The sequence below is a fragment of the Aliiroseovarius sp. ABM4_368 genome (assembly GCF_056161205.1).
Genome location: NZ_JBSWYR010000001.1, coordinates 445,639 through 468,149 on the forward strand (window position 1 = coordinate 445,639; position 22,511 = coordinate 468,149).

Below are 22,511 nucleotides of genomic sequence, written 5' to 3' on the forward strand. Positions count from 1 at the left end.
CGATATATAGAGCATGTCTCTACCACCCGGATTTTTGGACGAATTGCGTACCCGCCTTAGCCTGACCCAAGTCGTCGGGCGCAAGGTCATGTGGGATCAGCGAAAATCCAATCAGGCCAAGGGTGACATGTGGGCGCCTTGCCCCTTCCATCAGGAAAAAACCGCGTCTTTTCATGTGGATGACCGGAAGGGCTTTTACTATTGCTTTGGCTGCCATGCGAAGGGTGATGCGATCAGTTTCGTAAAAGAGACCGAGAATGTTTCGTTCATCGAAGCGGTCGAAATTCTGGCCGGTGAGGCCGGGATGAAAATGCCCGCCCGTGATCCCAAGGCGCAGGAAAAAGCTGACCGTCGCACGCAACTGGTCGAGGTGATGGAGATGGCCGTCAGCCATTTCCGCCTGATGCTGAAGACCGGCGCAGGGGCAGATGCGCGGGACTATCTGACCCGGCGCGGGCTTGATGAAGCTGCACTGGACCGCTGGGAAATCGGCTTCGCGCCGGATGCGTGGCAGGGGCTGTGGGATCACCTGAAGGGCAAGAATGTCGAGGATGATTTGATCCTTGCCGCCGGTCTGGCCAAGCCCAGTCAGAAGGGCGGCAAGCCCTATGACACGTTCCGGGGCCGCATCATGTTCCCGATCCGCGACGCACGAGGACGGGCGATTGCCTTTGGCGGTCGTGCTATGGACCCGAATGATAATGCGAAATACCTGAATTCGCCCGAGACCGAGCTGTTTGACAAAGGCCGTAATCTTTATAACCACGGCCCCGCGCGTGAAGCAGCGGGGAAGGGCCAGCCTTTGATCGTGGCCGAAGGCTATATGGACGTCATCGCCCTGTCCGAGGCCGGGTTCAACGCCACGGTGGCCCCCCTTGGCACCGCAATCACCGAGGATCAGCTGCGTCTTCTGTGGCGCATCGCGCCCGAGCCGATCATCGCGCTGGATGGCGACACAGCGGGCCTGCGCGCCGCGATGCGGGTGATCGACAATGCTCTGCCATTGCTGGAAGCCGGGCAAAGCCTGCGCTTCTCGATCATGCCGGAAGGCAAAGACCCGGATGACCTGTTGAAGGAAAGTGGGGCCAGCGCGATGCAGGCCTTGATCGACGGGGCAATGCCCATGGTCGACCTGCTGTGGCGGCGCGAAACCGAGGGCAAGGTGTTCGACAGCCCCGAACGCAAAGCCGCGCTGGACAAGGATTTGCGTACCGCAATTGGCCGTATTCAGGATAAGTCGATCCGCGATCACTATGGGCAAGCGATCAAGGATAAACGGTGGGAATTGTTCCGCAATCGCCCCTCAGGGCAGGGAGGGGCCAAACGCGCATGGCAACCCGGCGGGAAACGCGGCTGGCAGGCGACGCCGCCTGTTCTGGCATCCACCAAAGGGTCGATGCTGGCCAACGCCGACGAGCGCGCGCAAGACGCGCTGCGCGAGGCGGTCATTCTGGCGATCCTCATCCGTCGCCCCGACATGCTGGATCAGGTCGAAAGCCGAATGGAACGGTTGGACATGGTCGGCCCCGATCACGATTTGCTTCTGGGCTGCGTGTTAACCTCGGCCCATTCCGGGGCGGAGGCGCTGGAAGAGACACTTCTGAACCGTGTCGGCGGCGATGTGTTGGACCGGCTGTTTTCGCTTAGCCATGTCAGGATCACGCCCGCAATTCGAACCAGCGACGATGATGAAATCGTGCTGGCCTGTCTGACCGAGGAGCTGACCAAGCTGGAAGCCAAACGCGGCGTGGCCCGTGAAATTCAGGATGCCGAGGCCGATATGGGCGCGCTGCCAGACGAAGGCGTGACGTGGCGTTTGGGGCAGGCGGCCGAGGCGCGCAACAATGCGTTGCGCAGTCAGACGGAAGACAAAACCACCTATGAAGTGGCTGACAACGGGTCCTTGATGGATCGCGAAGAACGCGACGCGCTGGATGCTTTGCTGGCGCAGATCGACCCTTCGAAGGGAAAAAGTCACTGATGCGCACGGCAGGCCCTGCCGCCTGCTTGCAAACGGGGACTAAAGCACCCACCTTACACCTGTGGACGAATCACTGATTCGAATCAGCGACGTTCAACCCGAATCACCCAAGCGCGGGTGGCTGTGGACAGGGGACGCCTTGTCAGGACCAACCAGCCCACCCCGCGCCTTTCGTGCAAGGAGAGCCCATGGCTGCCAAAGACACCGCTAACGATCAAAAAGACGATCAGCACGCCGAGCCGATGACGGACATGTCGCAAGCAGCGGTCAAGAAGATGATCGCCGAAGCGCGCGAGCGTGGCTATATCACTTACGATCAGCTGAACCAGGTGCTGCCGCCTGATCAGGTTAGCTCGGAACAGATCGAAGACGTGATGTCGATGCTGTCCGAGATGGGCATCAACATCATCGAAGATGAAGAGGCGGAAGAGGAAGACAAGGGCTCGACCGAGATCGTCGCGAAGAATGCTGGCGGTGAAGTTGCTGTTTCGTCTGCCGAAACCGAAAAGCTGGATCGCACCGACGACCCTGTGCGCATGTATCTGCGCGAAATGGGCTCGGTTGAGTTGCTCAGCCGCGAGGGCGAGATCGCGATTGCCAAACGGATCGAAGCCGGTCGCAACACGATGATCGCGGGTCTGTGTGAAAGCCCACTGACCTTCCAGGCGATCACCATCTGGCGCGAAGAACTTCTGAACGAAGACATTTTGCTGCGCGACGTGATCGACCTTGATGCCACCTTCGGCAATCAGATGGAGGATGACGACGAGGAAGAAGAAGTCACTCCTGCCGCCAATGGGGCAGCAACCAGCGCTGAGAAGAAAGAGAAAGAGCAAGAGCTCGACGCGGACGGCAATCCGATCAACAACGACGATGATGACGACGACGAGGATGAAGCCGCCAACATGTCGCTGGCTGCGATGGAAGCCGCGCTGAAGCCACGCGTTCTGGAAACCCTCGAATTGATCGCCCGCGATTACGAAATGCTGTCAGAAATGCAGGATCTGCGGATGTCCGCGACCCTGAACGAAGATGATAGCTTCTCGAAGAAGGAAGAGGGCGCGTATCAAAAGTTGCGCTCGGAAATTGTTGAGCTGGTGAACGAGCTTCATCTGCACAACAACCGTATCGAAGCGCTGGTCGACCAGCTTTACGGCATCAACCGCCGCATCATGTCGATCGACTCGTCGATGGTGAAGCTGGCCGACCAAGCCCGCATCAACCGTCGTGAATTCATCGAAGCCTATCGCGGCCGCGAGCTGGACCCAACTTGGCTGGACGAGATGGGCGAAAAGACCGGCCGTGCATGGCAAAGCTTCATTGAACGCTCGACCGACAAGGTTGAAAAGCTGCGTGGCGACATGGCCCAAGTTGGTCAGTATGTCGGCGTCGACATCCCCGAATTCCGCCGCATTGTGCAGCAGGTTCAGAAGGGTGAAAAAGAAGCGCGTCAGGCCAAGAAAGAAATGGTCGAAGCCAACCTTCGCCTCGTGATCTCGATCGCCAAGAAGTACACGAACCGCGGTCTGCAATTCCTTGATCTTATTCAGGAAGGTAATATCGGCCTGATGAAGGCGGTGGACAAGTTTGAATACCGTCGCGGGTACAAGTTCTCGACCTACGCGACGTGGTGGATCCGTCAGGCGATCACGCGCTCGATTGCCGACCAAGCACGTACCATCCGTATTCCGGTCCATATGATCGAAACGATCAACAAATTGGTCCGCACCGGTCGCCAGATGCTGCACGAGATCGGCCGCGAGCCGACTCCGGAAGAGCTGGCCGAAAAGCTGCAGATGCCGCTTGAGAAGGTGCGCAAGGTGATGAAAATCGCCAAGGAACCGATCTCGCTTGAGACACCGATTGGCGACGAGGAAGACAGCCAGCTGGGTGACTTTATTGAGGATAAGAATGCCGTGCTGCCCTTGGACAGCGCCATTCAGGAAAATCTCAAGGAGACCACGACCCGCGTTCTGGCGTCGCTTACCCCGCGTGAGGAACGTGTGCTGCGGATGCGTTTCGGCATCGGTATGAACACCGACCACACGCTGGAAGAAGTGGGTCAACAGTTCAGCGTGACCCGCGAACGTATCCGTCAGATCGAGGCGAAAGCGCTGCGCAAGCTCAAGCATCCCAGCCGGTCGCGCAAGTTGCGGTCGTTCTTGGATCAGTAAGCCGTATCACAAACAATCAAGAACGCCTCGCAGTTTGCGGGGCGTTTCTTTTTGATGGGTCTCGTGTTTGATTCTTCTGTACCGGGGGGCGATTGGACAAAGCTACTCATGGTAGAGGTTGGGGCGGTCAAGCTCACCTCAGGGTCGCCACATCTAAAGCCGTCAACAGATTGTTTCCGTGAATTGAGGCAAAAACTACGCCCTAAGGATTTAAAATCGAGCAGCTTTGTGGCACAAATGTGTCGGGGTGTTGTAAAGGCCAAACCATTTTGTTGGCCCGTAGATTGGGTATTTTAAAATGTATGATGTTGTGAGGGGAAGGCCTTTGCCACTGTTGACAGATTGGCAGGTTGGAAAGTCGAAGCGCTATGAAAACTCTGCTGATGTGGTGCTCGCGGTTCGCCGTGGGCGGCTGCTTGCACTAAAGGGGCTGCGACGGAAAAAGCTGGCGGGAACCGCGAAAGCGCGGCCAGAATTTTCTCAGCTCTAGCCGCTGGACCGGATTCAATTTCGGGGTTCGGCTATGTGGCGCAACTGCGAACGTGTTCCATTGCATTGCATAAAAGGGCATGTCGCAGATAAAGGTAAAACCGGTGTCGCCTTGTGTGCACCGGTTTTTCTTTGGTTGGGGACAAGATGGCGCAATTGTTTGAGATCGCAACGCAAGGGCAGGGGCTTTACGAATTCACCGATCAGGTACAGAGCTGGTTGGTGGCCGACGGCCGGCAGGGCGGGCTTCTGACCCTGTTCGTAAGACATACCTCGTGCTCGCTTCTGATCCAGGAAAACGCCGATCCCGAGGTGCAGACGGACCTGCGCAACTTCTTTCACCGACTGGTGCCGCCAACCACGGATCCGTCGATGTCCTATCTGACGCATACGTATGAGGGGCCGGACGATATGCCTGCCCATATCAAGGCTGTGATGATGCCAGTCAGCCTGTCGATCCCGATTAACGCAGGGCGGCTGATGCTGGGTACATGGCAGGGGATATATCTGTTTGAACACCGCAACGCACCGCATCGACGGCAGGTTGTGGGGCATCTGTCCCCCTAACACAGGAAACACGCCGCAGAAATGCTTCCACGGCGCGTTGGGTCGCGGTTCTGATCGCGCTTAGTCTTCCAGAACGAATGTCACCATCATATTCACTTGATAGTGTTCGATCTTGCCGTCCTTAACGGACACGGACTGTTCCTTGACCCAAGCGCTGACCACGCCTCTCAGGGTCTTGGCGGCGCGCTCGACGCCCTTTTCTACAGCATCGTCAAAGCTTTTCTTCGAGGTTGCGGAAATTTCGGTAACGCGTGCAACGGACATATTGGTCCCTCCTGTGTCTGATCCCGCAAGTCTTCGTTCGATTGCGGGTAGGAAACAGGGGAGTGTTTCGCGCAATTCCCACTTGACGCAGACGGTGCTCTATCTTGGGGCGGCGGAATTCCCTCTACACAAGACCTAGCGGCTGTCCTATAGTGCCTGTGGATAAGTGGCGAAAGCCCACACCTACAGGGATCAGTGAAGGAAGGGGATCGCCCATGCGCTGTCCGTTTTGCGGAAATATCGACACTCAGGTAAAAGACAGCCGACCGGCGGAAGATCACGTTGCGATCCGACGTCGCCGGTTCTGCCCGGCCTGCGGCGGGCGGTTTACGACTTATGAACGGGTGCAGCTGCGTGACCTTGTCGTGATCAAATCAAACGGCCGCCGCGAAGATTTCGACCGCGAGAAGTTAGAGCGTTCGATCCGTATTTCGATGCAAAAACGCCCCGTAGAGCCTGAGCGTATCGACCAGATGATCTCGGGCATCGTGCGGCGGTTGGAAAGCATGGGTGAAACCGACATTCAGTCCAAGAATATCGGCGAGATCGTGATGGAGGCTTTGGCCCGGATCGACACCGTCGCCTATGTGCGATTTGCCAGTGTTTACAAAAACTTCCAGGCCGCCGATGACTTTGACAAATTCGTCAGCGAGCTGCGCCCGGACATCCCCACAGAAGACGAGTAAGCGCCGATGAGGACGGACAAGACAGGCGCTGACCTTCGGTACATGCGCCTGGCACTGTCGCTCGGGCGGCGTGGGTTCGGGCGCGTTTGGCCCAATCCCGCAGTTGGCTGCGTGATTGTGCGGGATGGGCGGATTGTTGGCCGGGGTTGGACCCAGCCAGGTGGTCGCCCTCATGCCGAGGTTGTGGCGTTGGCGCAGGCTGGGGACGCTGCCAAGGGCGCGACGGCCTATGTCACGCTGGAACCATGCGCCCATCACGGAAAAACGCCGCCTTGCGCCGAGGCTTTGATCAACGCCGGTATCGCGCGGGTGGTTTGCGCGCTGGGTGATCCTGACCCGCGCGTGGATGGCGGCGGGTTCGATATGTTGCGGGCAGCGGGGATCGAGGTTCAGACCGGGCTGTGCGAGGCCGAGGCGCGCGCCGATCAAGCGGGTTTCCTCAGCCGCGTCACCCGTGGCCGCCCGATGCTGACCCTGAAACTGGCCAGCAGCTTTGACGGGCGGATTGCGACTGCCAGCGGCGAAAGCCAGTGGATCACCGGGCCCGAGGCGCGCCGTCACGTTCACGCGATGCGCGCCACACATGATGCAGTGATGGTTGGCGCCGGAACCGCCCGCGATGATGACCCGTCACTGACCGTGCGTGGGCTGGGCGTGGATCACCAACCCGTCCGCGTGATCCTGTCCCGCCATCTGGATTTACCCTTGGACAGTCAACTTGCCCGCACTGCGCGCGAAATACCTGTCTGGATCTGCCACGGTCGCCGCGCCGCGCCCGAGCTTGTGTCTGCTTGGGAAGGGATTGGGGCCGTGTTGATCGCGGTTGACGAAGCGCAGGCGACGTTGGACCCAGCCTCTGTTCTGCAAGCGCTTGGTGAACGTGGCCTGACCCGCGTCTATTGCGAAGGGGGCGGGGGCCTAGCGGCCTCGCTTTTGGTGGCCGGGATGGTGGACGAGCTTGTGGGCTATGGGGCCGGGCTGGCCATCGGGGCCGAGGGCCGCCCGTCGCTGGCTGCGATGGGGATCAGTCGATTGGCGGAAGCGCCAAGGTTTGATCTTGTGGAATGTCGTGACATAGGTGGCGATGTGTTGCACCGTTGGAGGCGTAAGAACGCCTAGCGCCACAGATAGGCGTAGCTCGCGAACACCCCCTGCAACTTCGCCAACAGCCGCGTTCCACTTCGTCCCTTCGGTAAGTCACCCGAGGCCAGACGATCCACCACCACCTCGACCGGGCAGGCGGTTTTCGTCACCGGATCGAAATAGCGCGGATAGTCGATCAGCACCGCATGGGTCAGCGCGATCAGATCCGGGCGTGCGGTGCGGCGATCCGGAATCTGCCCAAGATCCGTGGTCAGCCCCCAACCGGCATAGAAGGGCGCCCCCAAGCAGGTCACAGGCACGCCACGCAACAGCGCCTCGAACCCCATTGTCGAGGTCATGGTCCACAGCGCGTCCACGTGGTCCAGCAGTGCAATCGGGTCCGCCTGATCGGCAATCAGGTCGGCATATTTCGCAGCCTCGTCCGGCGGAATGCGCCCATCCCGCAGGCCCGCTTCGACATCCGGGTGCGGCTTATAGATGATCACTGCTTTCGGATTGTTTGCGCGTACGCGTTTCAGCAGGTCTAGATTGGTGGCCACACTGGTCGTCCCCAACCGGATCGAGGCATCATCCTCAACCTGACCCGGCACCAGAATGCGCGGGCCATCCGGCAGCGCGTCCAGCCCGGCAGGCAGGGGACGGTCCAGATTGTACTTGCCCAATCGAGCTTCAGAGATTTTTGCAATCAGGCGCGCGGCGCGGTCGCGGGCGTGGTCGGGCAAGGTGGTTGCGGCGGCGATGTGACGCTCTAACCGGCTTTCGCGGGTCGGGTCATAATAGATGCCCAGATCATCGCGCACCAAAGACAGGGGCGGCACAAGCTCGGCCCCCAACCCGCGCGAGCGCAGGAAGCCGTCCTCAACGCGCAGGGGCAGGCGGTGTGAGGCGTGGACGGGTTGTTCTTTCCCGGCCCAAACCATCAGGGGGCGTTCGGATGTTTTCGCCCCATCTGCTGCCCGCTTGGCATTGTCGTCGAACACCATGGCCGCGTCCGCCTTGAAGAACTCGGCCAAGGGGCGGCGTTTCCACAGGCGCATGCCGCTGGCGACATAGCCTTGGCTGTCCTCGCGCCACGCGCGTGCCCGCGCCTCGAGCGTGTCCAAGACCTGCTCGATCTCGCACAACTGGTCGCGATAGGGATCGTACCAAGTTGGGTACAGCATCATAGCGCCTGCAAACAGTTGAGCGCGGGTCAGGGCGCGGCCGCGTCGGTTCACGGGTTGCTGATCCTCGGTCAGGCCCCAACCGGCGTAGAAGGGCTGCCCGAAAACGTGGGGTTTGTGCCCGGCCAGTATGGCCTCGAACCCCATGCCGGAGCTGACTGTATAGACTGCCATGGCCCCATCCAGCAGTGCCCACGGACTGACCGGGTCCGAGATCAACTGGACCTGTTCATTCTCGTCCTCGAGCCCAAAATGGCCGGTGCGATGACCCGCCATTGTTTCGGGGTGGGTCTTGATCAGAATGCTTGCGTGGGGATGGTCCAGACGCGCGGCGACCAGCATGTCGCGGAAGGTCGCATCCGCTGCGCCGCCATAGCGGATCGAGGCATCGCCCGCCGTCTGATCCAAAACCAGCACATAGGGCGCGTCCGGCACGGGCAGATCGGGGTGGAAAGCGTTGTACTTCGACAGATGGCCGGACTTCATCCGGTCTATCGCCGCACGGGCGCGGTTCAGAAGGTCGCTGTCATCCAATGGGTCGTGTTTCAGGATGTGTTCAAGCCGGGACGGGGCGGAGCCGTCAAAATGGACGCCCAGATCATCCAGCATAAGGCCCAACGGTGGCTCGCCCGAGCGGCCCGGAAGGACGGATCGCAGGAACGCATCCTCGACCCTTAAAACCGGGTGGTCTTTGCGACCGGCAACAGCCTCGCCTCGGCTGGATGTTGGGCTTTTGCCCCATGTTCCGACCCAATCCCCGTCGCTGGGCAGGCCCAGCCGGATCTGCCAGCCTGCAAGCTCAAGAATACGCTTCACCCGCGTCTGGGTCAGAAAGCCGCCATTATAAACGAAAAGCCGCCGGGGCTGCGAGCGACCGGCGGCAAGATGTGCTGTGGTGTCTGTGGTCAAGGGCAATGGCCCGATTAATTGGACAGGCTTTGGTTCAAGGAGGAGATCGAACCCGCCGTCGACAATGTGCCCGTCAGCGCCGACACCACCTTGGACCACTGCGTATACGGTGCTTCGGTCACGTAAACCGTATCACCATCGCGGATTACAAAGTCACGCGCCATGAACAGCCCATCGGCTGCGGTCAGGTCCAAAACATAGACCATGCGCTGTGGCGACTTCAGGTCTTTGCGCCCAAGAACCGCATTTGCGACCTCGGGACGTTCATCGCGCAGAACGAACACGCCTGTCGGATCGGCAGTCGCAGGGGACAAGCCGCCCACTTGGGCGATGGCTTCTACAGCAGACAGGGTCTGGCTTTCAAAGCCGACGCGGCTTTGGGCTCCGGTTGCACCAAGGGCGGTGAAAGTGCGGGTGTCGGCTTCGACCAGAATGCGGTCGCCGCCACGCAGGGCGATGTCCATCTGCGGGTGCTTGAACAGATCTTCAAACCAGATCTCCCCCGTTTTGTTGCCGCGGATAACTTTGACTTTGGCAATCTCGGGTTCGATCGACACGCCACCGGCGCGCGCCAGCATGGCGTTCAATGTGCGAGTCGGGCGTTCAATCGGATAGACGCCTTGCCCGTTGATGGCCCCCGTGACCGACACGGTCGCCCCGTCACCAGCCATACGGGTAACCGTGACTTGCGGGTCGGGGGTTTGTTCAGCCAGTTTGCTGGTGATCACGCGGCGAATGGCCTCGGGTGCGTTGCCGGCGGCTTTCACACGCCCTGCATAGGGAATGAAGATGTAGCCTGCGCCATCGACCTGCACCTGTTCAAGCGCGGCGGGCGCGCCTGCGGTGGTCAGAATGCCGTCTTCGACGTTTTCCCAGATCGCGATACCCAGCGTGTCACCGGCGCGAATTGTGTCCGATCCGACCACAGCGCTGCTTTGGAAATCAGAGCTAAACCCAAGGGCGGGGACGACCGAGGTGGCGCGCGTAACGTGATCGTTGACCTCAACGATATGAGAGCTGCCGTTGTTCTGGACCGAACCGGCGTAGATCTCTTGCTTGTTCGGACCGGTGCGCGGAAGCGCGCAAGCCGCAAGTGCAACAACAGCGGTCGCCAAGATCAAGTGCTTGGTCCAATTGGATTTTCTGGTCGTCACTGCCCGGACCCCTTCATGGAGGTTTGATTCATTCCCGAAAGAATACAGCGTGACGGGGCAAAACTCCAGCAACGCAGAAGGCGCGTTAATTAACCACGCTTAACTGTTGCCGTGGTGCCGCTGTCCCGTGTTCCAGCGCCTGATAGGGGTCGTCTTCGGCCAGCATCATGTCCACCACTTGCCGCAGCAATTGTCGGCGCCCGCGCGACGAATAGAACCCGCCCGCCACTTGACTGGTTTCCAGCAGGTAGTGGCGATAATCGCGATAGGCGCGTTTGTCGGGGCGGGTGGGCGTGTCGAAGAACTCGGCCAGGGGCTGTTCGGACACGAATTCAGGCTTGGCATAGACGGCGTTTCCAAACAGCTTAAGCGGCAACCCGCGCCACAGCACTTGCTGCGCAGCGGTCGAGTTGATCGTCACCGCTGAACGCGCATGATCCAGAAGTTTCGCCAGCTTGCCGCCGCGTACATAGTGTACGCGATCCGCGATCCCGTGTGCCTGCGCCAATCTGCGAATTTCACGTCGTTGCGGGACGCGCCCATCCTCAAGCGGGTGGGCTTTGAAAACCAGATGGTGATGGGTGGGGGCACCTTCGGCAAATCCCGCGATCACCAGCTCAAGAAACTCGGTCATTGTGGAAAACGGGCTGTGCATTTGAAAGCTGGAATCATGTTCCAATTGCAATAGCGCCAAGTGATAGGGAAAGCCGCCGTAGCGAATGCGCAACGAAGCCCGGATCCGGGCCGCCGCGATGAAAGGCATCAAAACAAGGCGCTGCAAATAAAGAAGAAACTCGTTTCCGACGCTTAGTGCGCGATGGGGACGGAAGTTGCGATAGCGTTGGTTCAAGAACATGACGAACCAGTGATACAGCGCGCCATAAAAGACGTGATGGCGCATGTCGCCCCAATGGGCCGGGGCCTCGGGCATGTCGGGTTCGACGTCCTGAAGGATCTGCTGCATATGCGCCACGTCATAACCCATCAGGCGCGAGTTTCCGTTGGATCCGTCCCGCTCGTATGTCACCCAGTAGGGGCGCAGATATCCTTCCTCGAACACATGAATGGTTAGGCCACGTGCACGGGCTTTTTCGATGGCCTGAGCGTGAATTGGACGGGTATCACCGTACAAAACGATGTCGGTGATGCTGTGATCGTCAACAATCTGCTCGAACCGATCCGCCCATTGATCCTGAGGGTCCGTGAAGGGAATGTAACTGTCTTTACCGTGCCAAAACGCCTGATCGCCGCGGTTAAACCCGACCCGCCACACCTGCGCTCCCGACCGACCAAGCATCTTGGCCAGCCGCCAGAAGAAAGGCCCATGCGGCCCTTGTAGGAACAGGAAGTTCCGGTTTTCGCCTGTGATGCGCGCCATACCAGCCAGTTACCAAATCATTACGTGCGTTAACCGCGTTATAAACCTAGTAAATTTTGGTTATAGGGGAATTAACAGAGGCATGCGGCAAAATTTGGGCTGTGTGCGTGTTTTTGTGGGTCTGTCCGTCGGTGCGTGCATCTTGGCTTCTATCCGCGCCGTGTTTCCGTTAGAGCAGAAGCACAAACACGATGCAGGAGGCAACATGTTCACTGGGATCATTACCGATGTGGGGCGCGTTGAGGCGCTGGAGCAAGCAGGCGACATGCGGGCGCGGATCGTGACTGCGTATGACACAGCCGGGATTGATCTGGGGGCGTCGATCGCCTCGGACGGGGTGTGTTTGACGGTCGTGGCATTGGGCGAGAACTGGTATGATGTTGATATTTCAGCCGAAACCGTTTCGAAAACCAATCTGGGTAACTGGAATGTTGGCCGCCGCGTGAACCTTGAACGCGCCTTGAAAGTGGGCGACGAACTGGGTGGGCATATTGTGTCTGGCCATGTGGACGGGGTGGCGGAGATCGTGTCGATGAATGTGGAAGGTGACAGCACCCGCGTGCGCTTCCGTGCGCCGTCCGAGCTGGCGCGCTTCATTGCACCCAAAGGATCTGTAGCGCTGAACGGAACATCCCTGACCGTGAACGAGGTCGAGGGTGACGAATTTGGCGTGAACCTGATTTCGCACACCAAGGAGGTGACGAATTGGGGGCAGGTGCAGGTTGGGGATCGTATCAACCTCGAGATCGACACATTGGCGCGTTACGTGGCGCGTCTGGCGGATTACGGACAGTCTTAATTTCTGTTAGGTCTGATCTATTCGGTCTAATCTCTGTTTGAAATATTCGTATGTGGGCATATGATCGGCGAAATCCCTTTGTGACGGAGATCGCCCATGCCTCTTATTCGCCCCACTCGCCGTGATCTTCTGCGCTTGGCCGCAGTTGCCCCTGCCTTCGCCATGCCCACCACCGCGCGCGCCATGTTGGGGGCACCCACCGACGGCAATCCGGCGCATTTCAGCTTCACGCTGGGGCAGGCGAAAATCACCATTGTCTCGGACGGCTATTTCACCGTGCCCTTCGGCGGGCAGGCGATGAACGCCCCCGAGGACGAGAAACTGGCCTTCATGGCCGTGCATTACATCGACCCCGAGGTCGGCTATTCCCACACCAACCACATGTATATCGAGCTTGGGGACGCCAAGGTGTTGGTCGATGTGGGATCCGGCAATCGTTGGTTTGACACGACGGGGCAGTTGATGGGCAATCTCGAGTCCGCCGGGATCGACCCATTTGCCATCACACACGTGGCCATCACCCACGCCCACCCAGATCACATTTGGGGCATTCGTGACGATTTCGACGAGCCGATCATTCCTGACGCGGAATATCTGATGGGGCAGGCGGAACGCACCCATTGGCTGCAAGACGGTCTGGTCGACCGCGTGGCACCCGAGGATCAGCAATTCGTGCTGGGTGCCGTGAACTCGATCAACGCGGAAGGTCTGGAATGGACTCTGGCATCGAATGATCACGAAATCGCGCCGGGCATTCGCATGATCGACACGCCGGGTCATACGCCGGGGCATATGTCCGTGGCGGTGGAAAGCGACGGGCAGCAATTGATCGCGCTGGGCGACTGCATGACCCACGCCATCCTGAACTTTGCGCACCCCACATGGTTCTCGGGCCGTGATTCTGATGGTGCGCAGGTTGGGGAAACACGCCACATGCTTCTGGATATGGCCGCAACAGACCGTATCGCCGTCTTGGGCTATCATTTCCCGTTTCCCGGCGTGGGCCATGTCCGTCGCGACGGGGATGCGTATCAGTTTGTCCCGGCGCTTTGGCAGTTCTAGTCTGTTTTCGTGACGTCTCGGGGTGATTTCCCACCGCCTTTGGGCTGGCATTGACCGCGCAGCTGCGCTACTCACGCCCCGAGCTTTAAGGGGAACGCGCCATGTCTGAAAGCACCACATACGAAAAGCCGGGTCCGGTCGAAGCTGGATTGTCTGATGCCATTTCCTCGGCCGAGGAAATCATTGCCGAAGCCCGCGCCGGTCGGATCTATATCCTTGTGGACCACGAAGACCGAGAGAATGAAGGCGACTTCGTCATTCCCGCCGACGCTTGCGATGCTGCGGCAGTTAACTTCATGGCGTCTCATGGGCGCGGGCTGATCTGCCTGCCGATGGAATCGAAGCGCATTGATGAACTGGGGCTGCCAATGATGGCGATGCACAACTCGTCGCGCCATGAAACCGCGTTCACTGTTTCGATCGAGGCGCGCGAGGGCGTGTCGACTGGCATTTCTGCGGCTGACCGCGCGTTGACCGTCGCGACCGCCATCAACCCCGACAATGGCCCGGCCGAGATCGCGACCCCTGGCCACGTTTTCCCCCTTCGCGCGCGCAATGGCGGTGTGCTGGTCCGCGCGGGCCATACCGAAGCCGCCGTGGACATCTCGCGTCTGGCGGGCCGCAACCCGTCGGGCGTGATCTGTGAGATCATGAACGAAGACGGCACCATGGCACGTCTGCCGGAACTGGTTGAAATTGCAAAGAAACATGGCCTTAAGATCGGAACGATTTCGGACCTGATCGCCTATCGCCGCCGCCACGACAATCTTGTGCGCGAGACAGGTCGCGAGGCCATCACCTCGCAATTTGGTGGCGACTGGGAGATGCGCATCTTCACCGATATGACCCACGAGATCGAGCATGTTGTGCTGATCAAGGGTGACATCACCACGGATGAACCCGTGTTGGTCCGCACCCATGCGTTGCAGGAAGCCCAAGACGTGCTGGGCCTTGGTCCGAAACCGGCTGACGAGCTGCCGCGTGCCATGCAGATCATCGCGGACGAGGGCAGGGGCGTTGTCTGCCTGTTCCGTGAGCCGCGCAAGACGCTGCATGCGGACGAGGAGGAAGGCCCGCGCACCGTGCGCCAGATCGGCCTCGGCTCGCAAATCCTGTCGACATTGGGCCTGAATAAGATGGTTCTTTTGACCGACAGCCCCGAGACGCGTTATGTGGGGCTGGACGCTTATGGGCTGACCATCACCGCCACCCGCCCCATTCAGAAGGACTGAACCATGGCCACCGCAGAACAGCATTACATTCTGGACCGCCCCAGCTTTGACAAGCCGGTGAAGATCCTGATCGTCGTCGCGCCATACTACAAAGACATCGCAGACAATCTGGTCGCGGGTGCCAAGGCGGAAATCGAGGCCGTTGGCGGCACTTGGGATATCGTTGAAGTGCCCGGTGCGCTGGAAGTGCCCACTGCAATCTCGATGGCGGACCGTCTGTCGAATTTCGATGGCTATGTCGCGCTGGGCTGTGTGATCCGGGGCGAGACCACGCATTACGAAACCGTCTGCAACGACAGCTCGCGCGCGATCCAGTTAATGGGCCTGAACGGGCTCTGCATCGGCAACGGCATCCTGACCGTGGAAAACCGCCCGCAGGCCGAAGTCCGCGCCGACGTGAACGATCAAAATAAAGGCGCCGGAGCAGCCGCTGCGGCCTTGCATCTGGTCGCGCTTTCGCGCAAATGGGCGTCTGCAAGCAAGGGCGTCGGGTTCAAGACCCTCTCGGATTCGATCAAACTTGCCGGTGATACGAAGGATACCCCAACCGCATGACGCTTTCCGGCAATCAGAAACGCCAGATGAAATCCACTGCCCGCTTGTTTGCGGTGCAGGCGCTGTTTCAGATGGAAGCCTCAAGCCTGACCGCAGACCGCGTGATGGTCGAGTTCGAAGACTTCCGCTTTGGCGAAGAATTTGACGACTACACCATGGCAGAAGGCGACAGCCGTGTTTTCCGCAAGCTGGTGGGGGATGCGGTGAACCATCAGGCCAAGATCGACCAGATGACCGACCGCGCGCTGGTGGCCAAATGGCCGATTGCCCGCATCGACCCGACTTTGCGCGCGCTGTTCCGCGCCGCCGGAGCCGAGCTGATCGAAGGCGACACGCCCCCCAAGGTCGTGATCACCGAGTTCGTTGACGTGGCCCGTGCGTTTTTCCCGGAAGGGGACGAAGCGAAATTCACCAACGCGGTTCTGGATCATATGGCCCGCGAGGCGAAGCCCGAGGCGTTTTAACGCCGAGGTCGCCATCCGAGCAAATCAAGCGTGTGAGGCGAAGCCCGAGGCGTTTTAAGCTCCGGCGAAGCAGCAGATTTCAGAGGCCTTTGGGATGCGACCCATTGGCCTCTTTTCTTTTTGGGCAGGGGTCCGCATACTGGCCATATTCACCGAGGGGAATGTGTCATGCCAAAACTCGTCCGCGTCTATATCAAAAACGTTCTTGTCGGATTTGCGCTGTCCGCAGCTTTTGTTGCGGCGCTGCTTTACATGAACGTCGGCAATCTGTGGCACCTCATTTCGACTTCGGACATGGGATGGATTGCCGTCCTGATGCTGTTCATGTTCAACGGGATTGTCTTTGCGGGTGTGCAGTTTGCCTTTGTTATCATGCGGATGGAAAGCCATGATGACACGCCTAATGGCGGCAAGCGACAGCCCGTGATCACCGGCGAACCCGCCCGCGTGAAGGTGGCCGCAAACCGCTGAGCCCCTTGCAGGGCAGGCCGATTGCGGCGATGATCCCCTATCAATGAAAGGGATCCCATGGCTGGTGGTTGGGCGCGCGACGGCGCGGTAAGCGAACAGATAGAAGCATCCGTCTCGGACGAGCTAGCGCGGATGAAGTCCAAGACGCAGCCTGTCGGCGAAAGCTTTACCCATTGTGCAGAATGTGAAGAAGAAATCCCCCAAGCCCGGCGCGAGGCTTTGCCTGGTGTGAAGCTGTGTATCGACTGTGTGCAGGAACGCGACGCGGCCTTCAAAATGCGCCCGGGGATCAATCGGCGCGGGTCGAAAGACAGCCAGTTGAAGTAAATCCATCAATTTCAGTAATTTGAGTTTTCCGAGAACCTAATGACAACTGAAATTTCTGTGTCATTCCAAAAGTTAACTGCCCAAATTCGAGAAGTGCTCGACCCATTGGGTGTGAGAGAGGCTGAGCGTGGTGTGCTTATTACTGGCCATGTTCCGCATGTGGCACCCCACGCCTATCTCGCCCGCATATATGCGGGGTTGGATGAAAGTGGACTTGAAGCGGCGGAAGCAGAATGTGGCCGCTTTATCCCGGAAGTATATCGCGAATTCTTGCAATGCTCGAACGGCCTAAGGCTTGGGAATCTTAGCCTCCATGGAACGACCTTCGGATTAGTTGACCGGACCGACTATCTGGTCGGTCATCCGATCAGTCTTTCGTATCAGAACGTCCACGAACGCCCAAACTATATTCCCAATGGTCATATGGGGATCGGGGCGATGAACGGCGAGTGGCATTCGCAGGGTCACCTCTATCTCGCCTCTACTGGTGAGGTGGAGATGTACCATCGCGACGCGAATTTATTAGGCGCGCGATGGGCGTCTTTTGAAGAGTTTCTTCTAAGTGAGATCCCACGCCAGCTGTCTCTGTATGATGACGAAGGACGGATTAAGTCGGATGTTAAGAAGCTTCCGGGGGATATAGAAACATGGGAAGAAATTGCGAAAGCAAAGAAAAGTGAGCAAGCCCGTGCATCTGGTCTTCGCGGTAAGCTTGCCGGAATGTTCAGACGATAGGTTTCAAGCAGAGAAACAAAACCCGAATACTCCCATAACAGAATTCGTAGTGCTGAATGCCAATCAGGACACTGCGATGGCGCCGCCGCAAGTGGTAACTTCGTTTTTTGGACCGGCACGTGCATCGCACGGGCTGCGCCCGACCCTCCCCACGGGAGGGCGTCTTGCACGCTTGCTTGTCAAAGTGACGTTTCGATTGAAGCGCAGGGTCATTCCCCAGCTATTGGAGGTGTCGCCCTCCCAGGCTCGGGCGTCGCCCTATGGCTGGGAGGGGAGATTAACTAGGTGTGCTGATCCTTGGCTGGGGCCTCGGGTGTTGGGCACTGAAATCAGTCCATTATGCTGATTTCCGGGTCTGCCTCACTCCATCGCCTCAAGTTCGTCAATGAAGCCTTCGATCATCGACAACCCTTTGGCCCAGAAATTTGGATCCGACGCGTCCAGTCCGAAGGGGGCCAGAAGCTCTTTGTGGTGTTTCGATCCGCCAGCTTTCAGCATGTCGAAATACTTCTCTTGGAAGTCCGCGTCGCCTTCTTCGTAGACGGCGTAGAGCGCGTTCACCAAGCCGTCGCCAAACGCATAGGCGTAGACATAGAAGGGCGAGTGGACGAAGTGGGGGATATAGGCCCAGAAGGTCTCGTATCCGGGCATGAAATCAAAGGCTTCGCCCAGGCTTTCGGCTTGCACGGACATCCACAGCGCGTTGATGTCATCTGGCGTCAGCTCTCCTTCTGAACGGGCTTCGTGCAGTTTGCATTCGAAGTCATAGAAGGCGATCTGGCGCACGACCGTGTTGATCATGTCTTCCACTTTACCCGCCAGCATGACTTTCTTTTCGGCGGGCGTTTTTGCCTCGGACAGAAGTTTGCGGAAGGTCAGCATCTCGCCAAACACCGATGCGGTTTCGGCCAGCGTCAGCGGGGTGGATGACAGCATCTCGCCCTGATCGGCGGCCAGCACTTGGTGCACGCCGTGGCCCAACTCGTGCGCCAAGGTCATCACATCGCGCGGTTTGCCCAGATAGTTCAGCATCACGTAAGGATGCGCGTCGGTGACGGTGGGGTGGGCGAAGGCGCCGGGGGCTTTTCCGGGCTTCACGCCAGCGTCGATCCAACCATCGGTGAAGAAGGGTTTGGCGATTTCGGCCATGCGTGGATCGAAATCGGCATAGGCGTCCATCACGATCTTTTCGGCCTCGGGCCAATTGACCAGTTTGTCGTCTTCCATCGGAAGCGGCGCGTTGCGGTCCCAGACCTGCATCCGGTCAAGCCCCAGCCATTTGCGTTTCAGCTCGTAGTAACGGTGCGACAGGCGCGGATAGGCGTCGACCACCGCGTTGCGCAACGCTTCTACCACTTCAGGTTCCACATGGTTGGACAGGTGGCGTCCGGTCTGCGGGGTGGGCATGTTGCGCCACTGGTCCTCGATGGCCTTTTCTTTGGCCAAAGTGTTGTGCACGCGCGAGAAGATTTTGATGTTCTCACCAAGAACGCGGGCGATCTCTTCCGACGCCGCCTGACGCGTGGCGCGGTCCTGTTCGGTCAGCAGGTTGGCGGTGGCTTCCAGCCCACGCTCTTCTCCGTTCACGGTGAACATCAGCCCGGCGACGGTTTCGTCAAACAGCGTGTTCCACGCGGACGCACCGACCGAGGATTTGTCGTGCAGGAATTTCTCGAGCTCGTCCGACAGCTGATATGGGCGCATGGCGCGCAGGCGGTCGAAGACGGGCTTGTAGCGGGCAAGATCGGCGTTTTCTGCAAACCAGCCGTCCAGCACAGCGTCATCAATCCGGTTCACTTCCAGCGAGAAGAAGACCAAAGGCGCGGTGAACACGGTGATCTGCTCTTGGCAGTTTTGGAAGAACTGCGCGCGGTCGGCGTCGGTGGTTTCTTGGTAATACCGCAGCCCCGCGAAGGACATGATGCGCCCGCCGATCATCTCGATCTTTTCATAAGCCAGTACACAATCCAGCATGCCTGCCGCATCCAGATCCGCCAGTTTTCCTTGATAGGTTTGCGCGAAGTCCGCGCAGGCGGTCTCGAGCCAGTTCAGATCGCGCTCAAGCTCGGGTGCGTCTTGTGACGCGTACAGATCCGACAGATCCCATTCCGGCAGATCCCCAAACGGGTTGTCGCCTGTTCCAGCTGTGGCGTCGCGCAGAATTTGGGGGGGTAGGGTGGAAAACATGGGACCTCCAGAATGTGGTTTCCCAAGACATAGGCGGTGGGGGGCAGGGTTGCAATCGGGCGAAGGCATGTTCTGAACACCTGGCGCAAAGGGCGTGCTTTGGGGCAGGAATTGGCCGATTTTCCCCCCAGGGGGGTTTTGACCCGGCCCCATGGTCCCTTTATAGGAAGGGCAACTATCCTTAGGAGCGTGCGGCGTGATTAGATTCGTCCTTGGTATTTTCGGTGCCGTCTTTACCGGCATCACCCTTGCGATCTTCATGGCCGCCTTGGTCGTGGGGGGCGTTTTCTGGATGTATTCCAGGGACTTGCCCAGCCACGAGCAATTGGCGAATTATACGCCAGCAACGATTAGTCGGGTCTATTCTGGCGAAGGTCAGCTGATGGACGAGTTCGCGCGCGAGCGTCGCCTGTACACGCCTGCGGATGAAATTCCCGATCTGGTGAAGCACGCTTTCATCTCGGCCGAGGATAAAAACTTCTATAATCACGCAGGGTTTGACCCGCGCGGGATTGCGGCGGCTGCGATTGAAGCAGCGCGTGGTGGGGCCCTTCGTGGGGCGTCGACCATTCCGCAGCAGGTGGTGAAGAACTTCCTGCTGTCCTCGGAACGCTCAGCCGAACGTAAAATCAAAGAGTTGATCTTGTCGGTGCGTCTTGAGAACACCCTGTCCAAGGATGAAATTCTGGCGCTGTATCTGAACGAAATCTTCTTGGGCCAGAACTCGTATGGTGTGACCGCCGCCGCCCAGACCTATTTCAACAAAACGCTGGACGAGCTGGCCCCCCACGAAGCTGCAACCTTGGCCGCAATGCCGCAAGCTCCCAGTAAATATCATCCGGTGCGTGCGAAGGAACGTGTGACGAGCCGCCGCAATTATGTTCTTCGCGAAATGTACCAGAATGGCTATTTGGAGCAGGCGGTTTATGAGGCGGAAAGGGATCTGCCGCTGCGGTCGGTCCAGAATGGTGATTTTGAAAGCTTCCGCACAGCGCTTCCTGAACGTGACTATTTTACCGATGAAATCCGCCGCCAGCTGAGCCGGGATTTCGGTGAAGAAGAGTTCTTTACTGGCGGGTTGACCGTCCGCGCCACCGAGAACCCGAAACTGCAACGTGTCGCGGCCGCAAGCCTGCGTGCTGGGCTTGAGAAATTCGACCGTAGCCGCGGTGTTTGGCGCCCGACCGGTGTAACGTTGCCCGAAGCCGCGCTTTCAGACGAGGCAAGCTGGCGTCAGGCGCTGACGGACACCAAATTCCCGCGTGACGTGGAAGGCTGGTATCCTGCTGTGGTGCTTGAGGTCGGTGGCAATGACGCGCGCATCGGCATCGAAGGCGTTGAAGAAGACGAAGACGGCCATTGGATCCCCGCCAAGGATGTCACATGGGCGCGCCGCTTGAACAAGGATGGCAGCCTTGGTCGCAAGGCCCGCGTGGCGGGTGACCTGCTGAAGGTGGGCGAGGTCGTGCATGTGCGCCGTATGGTGAAAGACGACGATGGCAGCTTTATCCGCTGGACCCTGCGCCAGATCCCGGAAGTGCAGGGCGGCTTTATGGCGATGGACGTCAACACGGGCCGTGTGATCGCGATGCAGGGCGGGTTCAGCTATCAGCATTCGGTTTATAACCGCGCGACTCAGGCGCAACGCCAACCGGGGTCAAGCTTTAAGCCCTTCGTCTATGCGGCGGCTTTGGACAGTGGCTTTTCGCCCGCGACGATCGTAATTGACGCGCCGATCGAGGTTGAAAGTGGCGGCAAGATTTGGCGGCCCAAGAACGCCTCGAACCAGTTTTACGGCCCAACGCCTTTGCGCACCGGGATCGAGCAGTCTCGTAACCTGATGACAGTTCGTCTGGCACAGGAAATCGGGATGGATACTGTCGCTGGTTACGCCGAGCGTTTCGGCGTCTATGACCGGATGAACCCGTTCCTTGCGAACTCGCTTGGGTCCGAGGAAACGACGCTGTTCAAGATGGTTGCGGCTTACGCCATGTTTGCCAATGGCGGTGAACGGGTGGAACCCACTTTGGTGGACCGCGTACAGGACCGCTGGGGTCGTACTGTGTATCGCCATGACCGCCGCGACTGTGTGGACTGCACCAATCCGGTGCTGGCGGCAGGGGAAGAACCGACGATTGACAGCAACCGTGAACGCGTAATGGACGCCATCACCGCCTATCAGCTGACATCAATGATGCGCGGCGTTGTACAGCGCGGAACTGCAAGCCGTACTGTGAACCTGCCGGTGCCGACCGCAGGAAAGACCGGGACGACCAACGATGGACGCGATGCATGGTTTGTGGGCTTTACCTCGAACATCGTGGCAGGGTGTTACATCGGCTATGACCGCCCGCGCACCATGCCCGGCGCGTCTGGTGGCGGGATGTGTGGCCCTGTCTTCAATCGCTTCATGAAGGAAGCCATCAAAGAACTGGGTGGCGGTGATTTCGCCGTGCCTCCGGGTGGCCATTTCATCAAGATCGACCGTTTCTCGGGTGCGCGTCTTCCGAACAACGCGAGCGGCGATCACGTGGTGGCCGAGTATTTCCGCGATGGAGAAGAGCCGCTTTTCGGTGTGATGTTCGATGGTGGCTTTGCTATGGGGGCTAACTTGCCTTTGTTTGACCGCGGCGGATCGGATGCAAATGCGGCGAAGGTCAAGACTTCGACCGGGAAAACGGTTGTGGTGCCGGGCAAGGCGGACTTTGGGTCGCTATCCTCTGGCGGACTCTACTGATCCAGGTGCAGCAACCTTAAATAGAGTGAGTTTTGCAAAGGCAAACTGGGCTAAGGCGAAATCTTCTGCAAAG

At 58.9% G+C, this 22,511-nt stretch carries 19 protein-coding genes; 14 read left to right on the forward strand and 5 right to left on the reverse strand.

Features of this window, described 5'->3' with window-relative positions; all coding sequences use genetic code 11:
* Positions 1 to 13: 13 nt before the first annotated feature.
* The 3 genes from dnaG (at position 14) to ACXAH3_RS02295 (ending at position 5,211) form a co-directional block, all read left to right on the forward strand.
* Positions 14 to 1,981, forward strand: a complete 1,968-nt coding sequence (gene dnaG / locus ACXAH3_RS02285; protein ID WP_474860448.1) for a DNA primase — start codon at positions 14 to 16, stop codon at positions 1,979 to 1,981.
* Between the two features lie 188 nt (positions 1,982 to 2,169).
* A complete protein-coding gene (gene rpoD, locus ACXAH3_RS02290; RefSeq protein ID WP_474860449.1) occupies positions 2,170 to 4,155 on the forward strand; it encodes an RNA polymerase sigma factor RpoD in 1,986 nt (661 codons plus the stop codon).
* 636 nt (positions 4,156 to 4,791) lie between these two features.
* Entirely contained in the window at positions 4,792 to 5,211 is a 420-nt protein-coding gene (locus ACXAH3_RS02295; protein ID WP_474860450.1) for a secondary thiamine-phosphate synthase enzyme YjbQ, read from the forward strand.
* Between the two features lie 60 nt (positions 5,212 to 5,271).
* Here the strand turns inward: ACXAH3_RS02295 and ACXAH3_RS02300 are convergent, their stop codons facing one another.
* Positions 5,272 to 5,475, reverse strand: a complete 204-nt coding sequence (locus ACXAH3_RS02300; protein WP_474860451.1) for a dodecin family protein — start codon at positions 5,473 to 5,475, stop codon at positions 5,272 to 5,274.
* Positions 5,476 to 5,690: 215 nt separating this feature from the next.
* On the opposite strand from ACXAH3_RS02300, the gene nrdR reads away from it, so the two are divergent.
* Positions 5,691 to 6,161: a transcriptional regulator NrdR gene (nrdR, locus tag ACXAH3_RS02305; RefSeq protein ID WP_474860452.1), complete on the forward strand. Its 471-nt coding sequence runs from the start codon at positions 5,691 to 5,693 to the stop codon at positions 6,159 to 6,161.
* 6 nt (positions 6,162 to 6,167) lie between these two features.
* A complete protein-coding gene (gene ribD / locus ACXAH3_RS02310) occupies positions 6,168 to 7,280 on the forward strand; it encodes a bifunctional diaminohydroxyphosphoribosylaminopyrimidine deaminase/5-amino-6-(5-phosphoribosylamino)uracil reductase RibD (RefSeq protein ID WP_474860453.1) in 1,113 nt (370 codons plus the stop codon).
* Here the strand turns inward: ribD and ACXAH3_RS02315 are convergent.
* The 3 genes from ACXAH3_RS02315 to ACXAH3_RS02325 all read right to left on the reverse strand — a co-directional run bounded on the left by ACXAH3_RS02315 (position 7,277) and on the right by ACXAH3_RS02325 (position 11,869).
* Positions 7,277 to 9,343, reverse strand: coding sequence for a capsular polysaccharide biosynthesis protein (locus ACXAH3_RS02315; protein WP_474860454.1), 2,067 nt, complete (start codon positions 9,341 to 9,343; stop codon positions 7,277 to 7,279). The two genes, ribD and ACXAH3_RS02315, sit on opposite strands and share 4 nt — an antisense overlap.
* Before the next feature lie 8 nt (positions 9,344 to 9,351).
* Positions 9,352 to 10,491, reverse strand: a complete 1,140-nt coding sequence (locus ACXAH3_RS02320) for a polysaccharide biosynthesis/export family protein (RefSeq protein WP_474860455.1) — start codon at positions 10,489 to 10,491, stop codon at positions 9,352 to 9,354.
* Between the two features lie 85 nt (positions 10,492 to 10,576).
* On the reverse strand, positions 10,577 to 11,869 hold the full coding sequence (locus tag ACXAH3_RS02325) for a capsule biosynthesis protein (RefSeq protein WP_474860456.1): 1,293 nt from the start codon (positions 11,867 to 11,869) through the stop codon (positions 10,577 to 10,579).
* 205 nt (positions 11,870 to 12,074) lie between these two features.
* Between ACXAH3_RS02325 and ACXAH3_RS02330 the strand changes: the two genes are divergently transcribed.
* The 8 genes from ACXAH3_RS02330 (at position 12,075) to ACXAH3_RS02365 (ending at position 17,514) form a co-directional block, all read left to right on the forward strand.
* Positions 12,075 to 12,668 (forward strand): riboflavin synthase, encoded by a 594-nt coding sequence (locus tag ACXAH3_RS02330; RefSeq protein ID WP_474860457.1) that lies wholly within the window; start codon positions 12,075 to 12,077, stop codon positions 12,666 to 12,668.
* A 96-nt stretch (positions 12,669 to 12,764) separates the two neighbouring features.
* Positions 12,765 to 13,730, forward strand: a complete 966-nt coding sequence (locus tag ACXAH3_RS02335; protein WP_474860458.1) for an MBL fold metallo-hydrolase — start codon at positions 12,765 to 12,767, stop codon at positions 13,728 to 13,730.
* A 101-nt stretch (positions 13,731 to 13,831) separates the two neighbouring features.
* Positions 13,832 to 14,962 carry a 3,4-dihydroxy-2-butanone-4-phosphate synthase gene (ribB, locus tag ACXAH3_RS02340; protein ID WP_474860459.1) on the forward strand — a complete coding sequence of 377 codons (1,131 nt, stop codon included), beginning with the start codon at positions 13,832 to 13,834 and terminating at the stop codon, positions 14,960 to 14,962.
* A gap of 3 nt (positions 14,963 to 14,965) precedes the next feature.
* Complete coding sequence (locus ACXAH3_RS02345) at positions 14,966 to 15,517, forward strand: 6,7-dimethyl-8-ribityllumazine synthase (protein ID WP_474860460.1); 552 nt, start codon at positions 14,966 to 14,968, stop codon at positions 15,515 to 15,517.
* Positions 15,514 to 15,981, forward strand: a complete 468-nt coding sequence (gene nusB, locus ACXAH3_RS02350; RefSeq protein ID WP_474860461.1) for a transcription antitermination factor NusB — start codon at positions 15,514 to 15,516, stop codon at positions 15,979 to 15,981. Before ACXAH3_RS02345 ends, nusB begins: the two co-directional genes overlap by 4 nt.
* A gap of 168 nt (positions 15,982 to 16,149) precedes the next feature.
* On the forward strand, positions 16,150 to 16,452 hold the full coding sequence (locus ACXAH3_RS02355; protein WP_474860462.1) for a hypothetical protein: 303 nt from the start codon (positions 16,150 to 16,152) through the stop codon (positions 16,450 to 16,452).
* Between the two features lie 57 nt (positions 16,453 to 16,509).
* Positions 16,510 to 16,779: a DksA/TraR family C4-type zinc finger protein gene (locus ACXAH3_RS02360; protein ID WP_474860463.1), complete on the forward strand. Its 270-nt coding sequence runs from the start codon at positions 16,510 to 16,512 to the stop codon at positions 16,777 to 16,779.
* Positions 16,780 to 16,818: 39 nt separating this feature from the next.
* The gene (locus ACXAH3_RS02365) at positions 16,819 to 17,514 is read left to right on the forward strand and encodes an SMI1/KNR4 family protein (RefSeq protein ID WP_474860464.1); all 696 of its coding nucleotides are present in this window, start codon (positions 16,819 to 16,821) and stop codon (positions 17,512 to 17,514) included.
* 360 nt (positions 17,515 to 17,874) lie between these two features.
* Here ACXAH3_RS02365 and ACXAH3_RS02370 read toward each other — a convergent pair whose 3' ends face one another.
* Entirely contained in the window at positions 17,875 to 19,701 is a 1,827-nt protein-coding gene (locus ACXAH3_RS02370; protein ID WP_474860465.1) for a M3 family oligoendopeptidase, read from the reverse strand.
* Positions 19,702 to 19,897: 196 nt separating this feature from the next.
* On the opposite strand from ACXAH3_RS02370, the gene ACXAH3_RS02375 reads away from it, so the two are divergent.
* Positions 19,898 to 22,438: a penicillin-binding protein 1A gene (locus ACXAH3_RS02375; protein ID WP_474860466.1), complete on the forward strand. Its 2,541-nt coding sequence runs from the start codon at positions 19,898 to 19,900 to the stop codon at positions 22,436 to 22,438.
* The last annotated feature ends 73 nt before the right edge of the window (positions 22,439 to 22,511 follow it).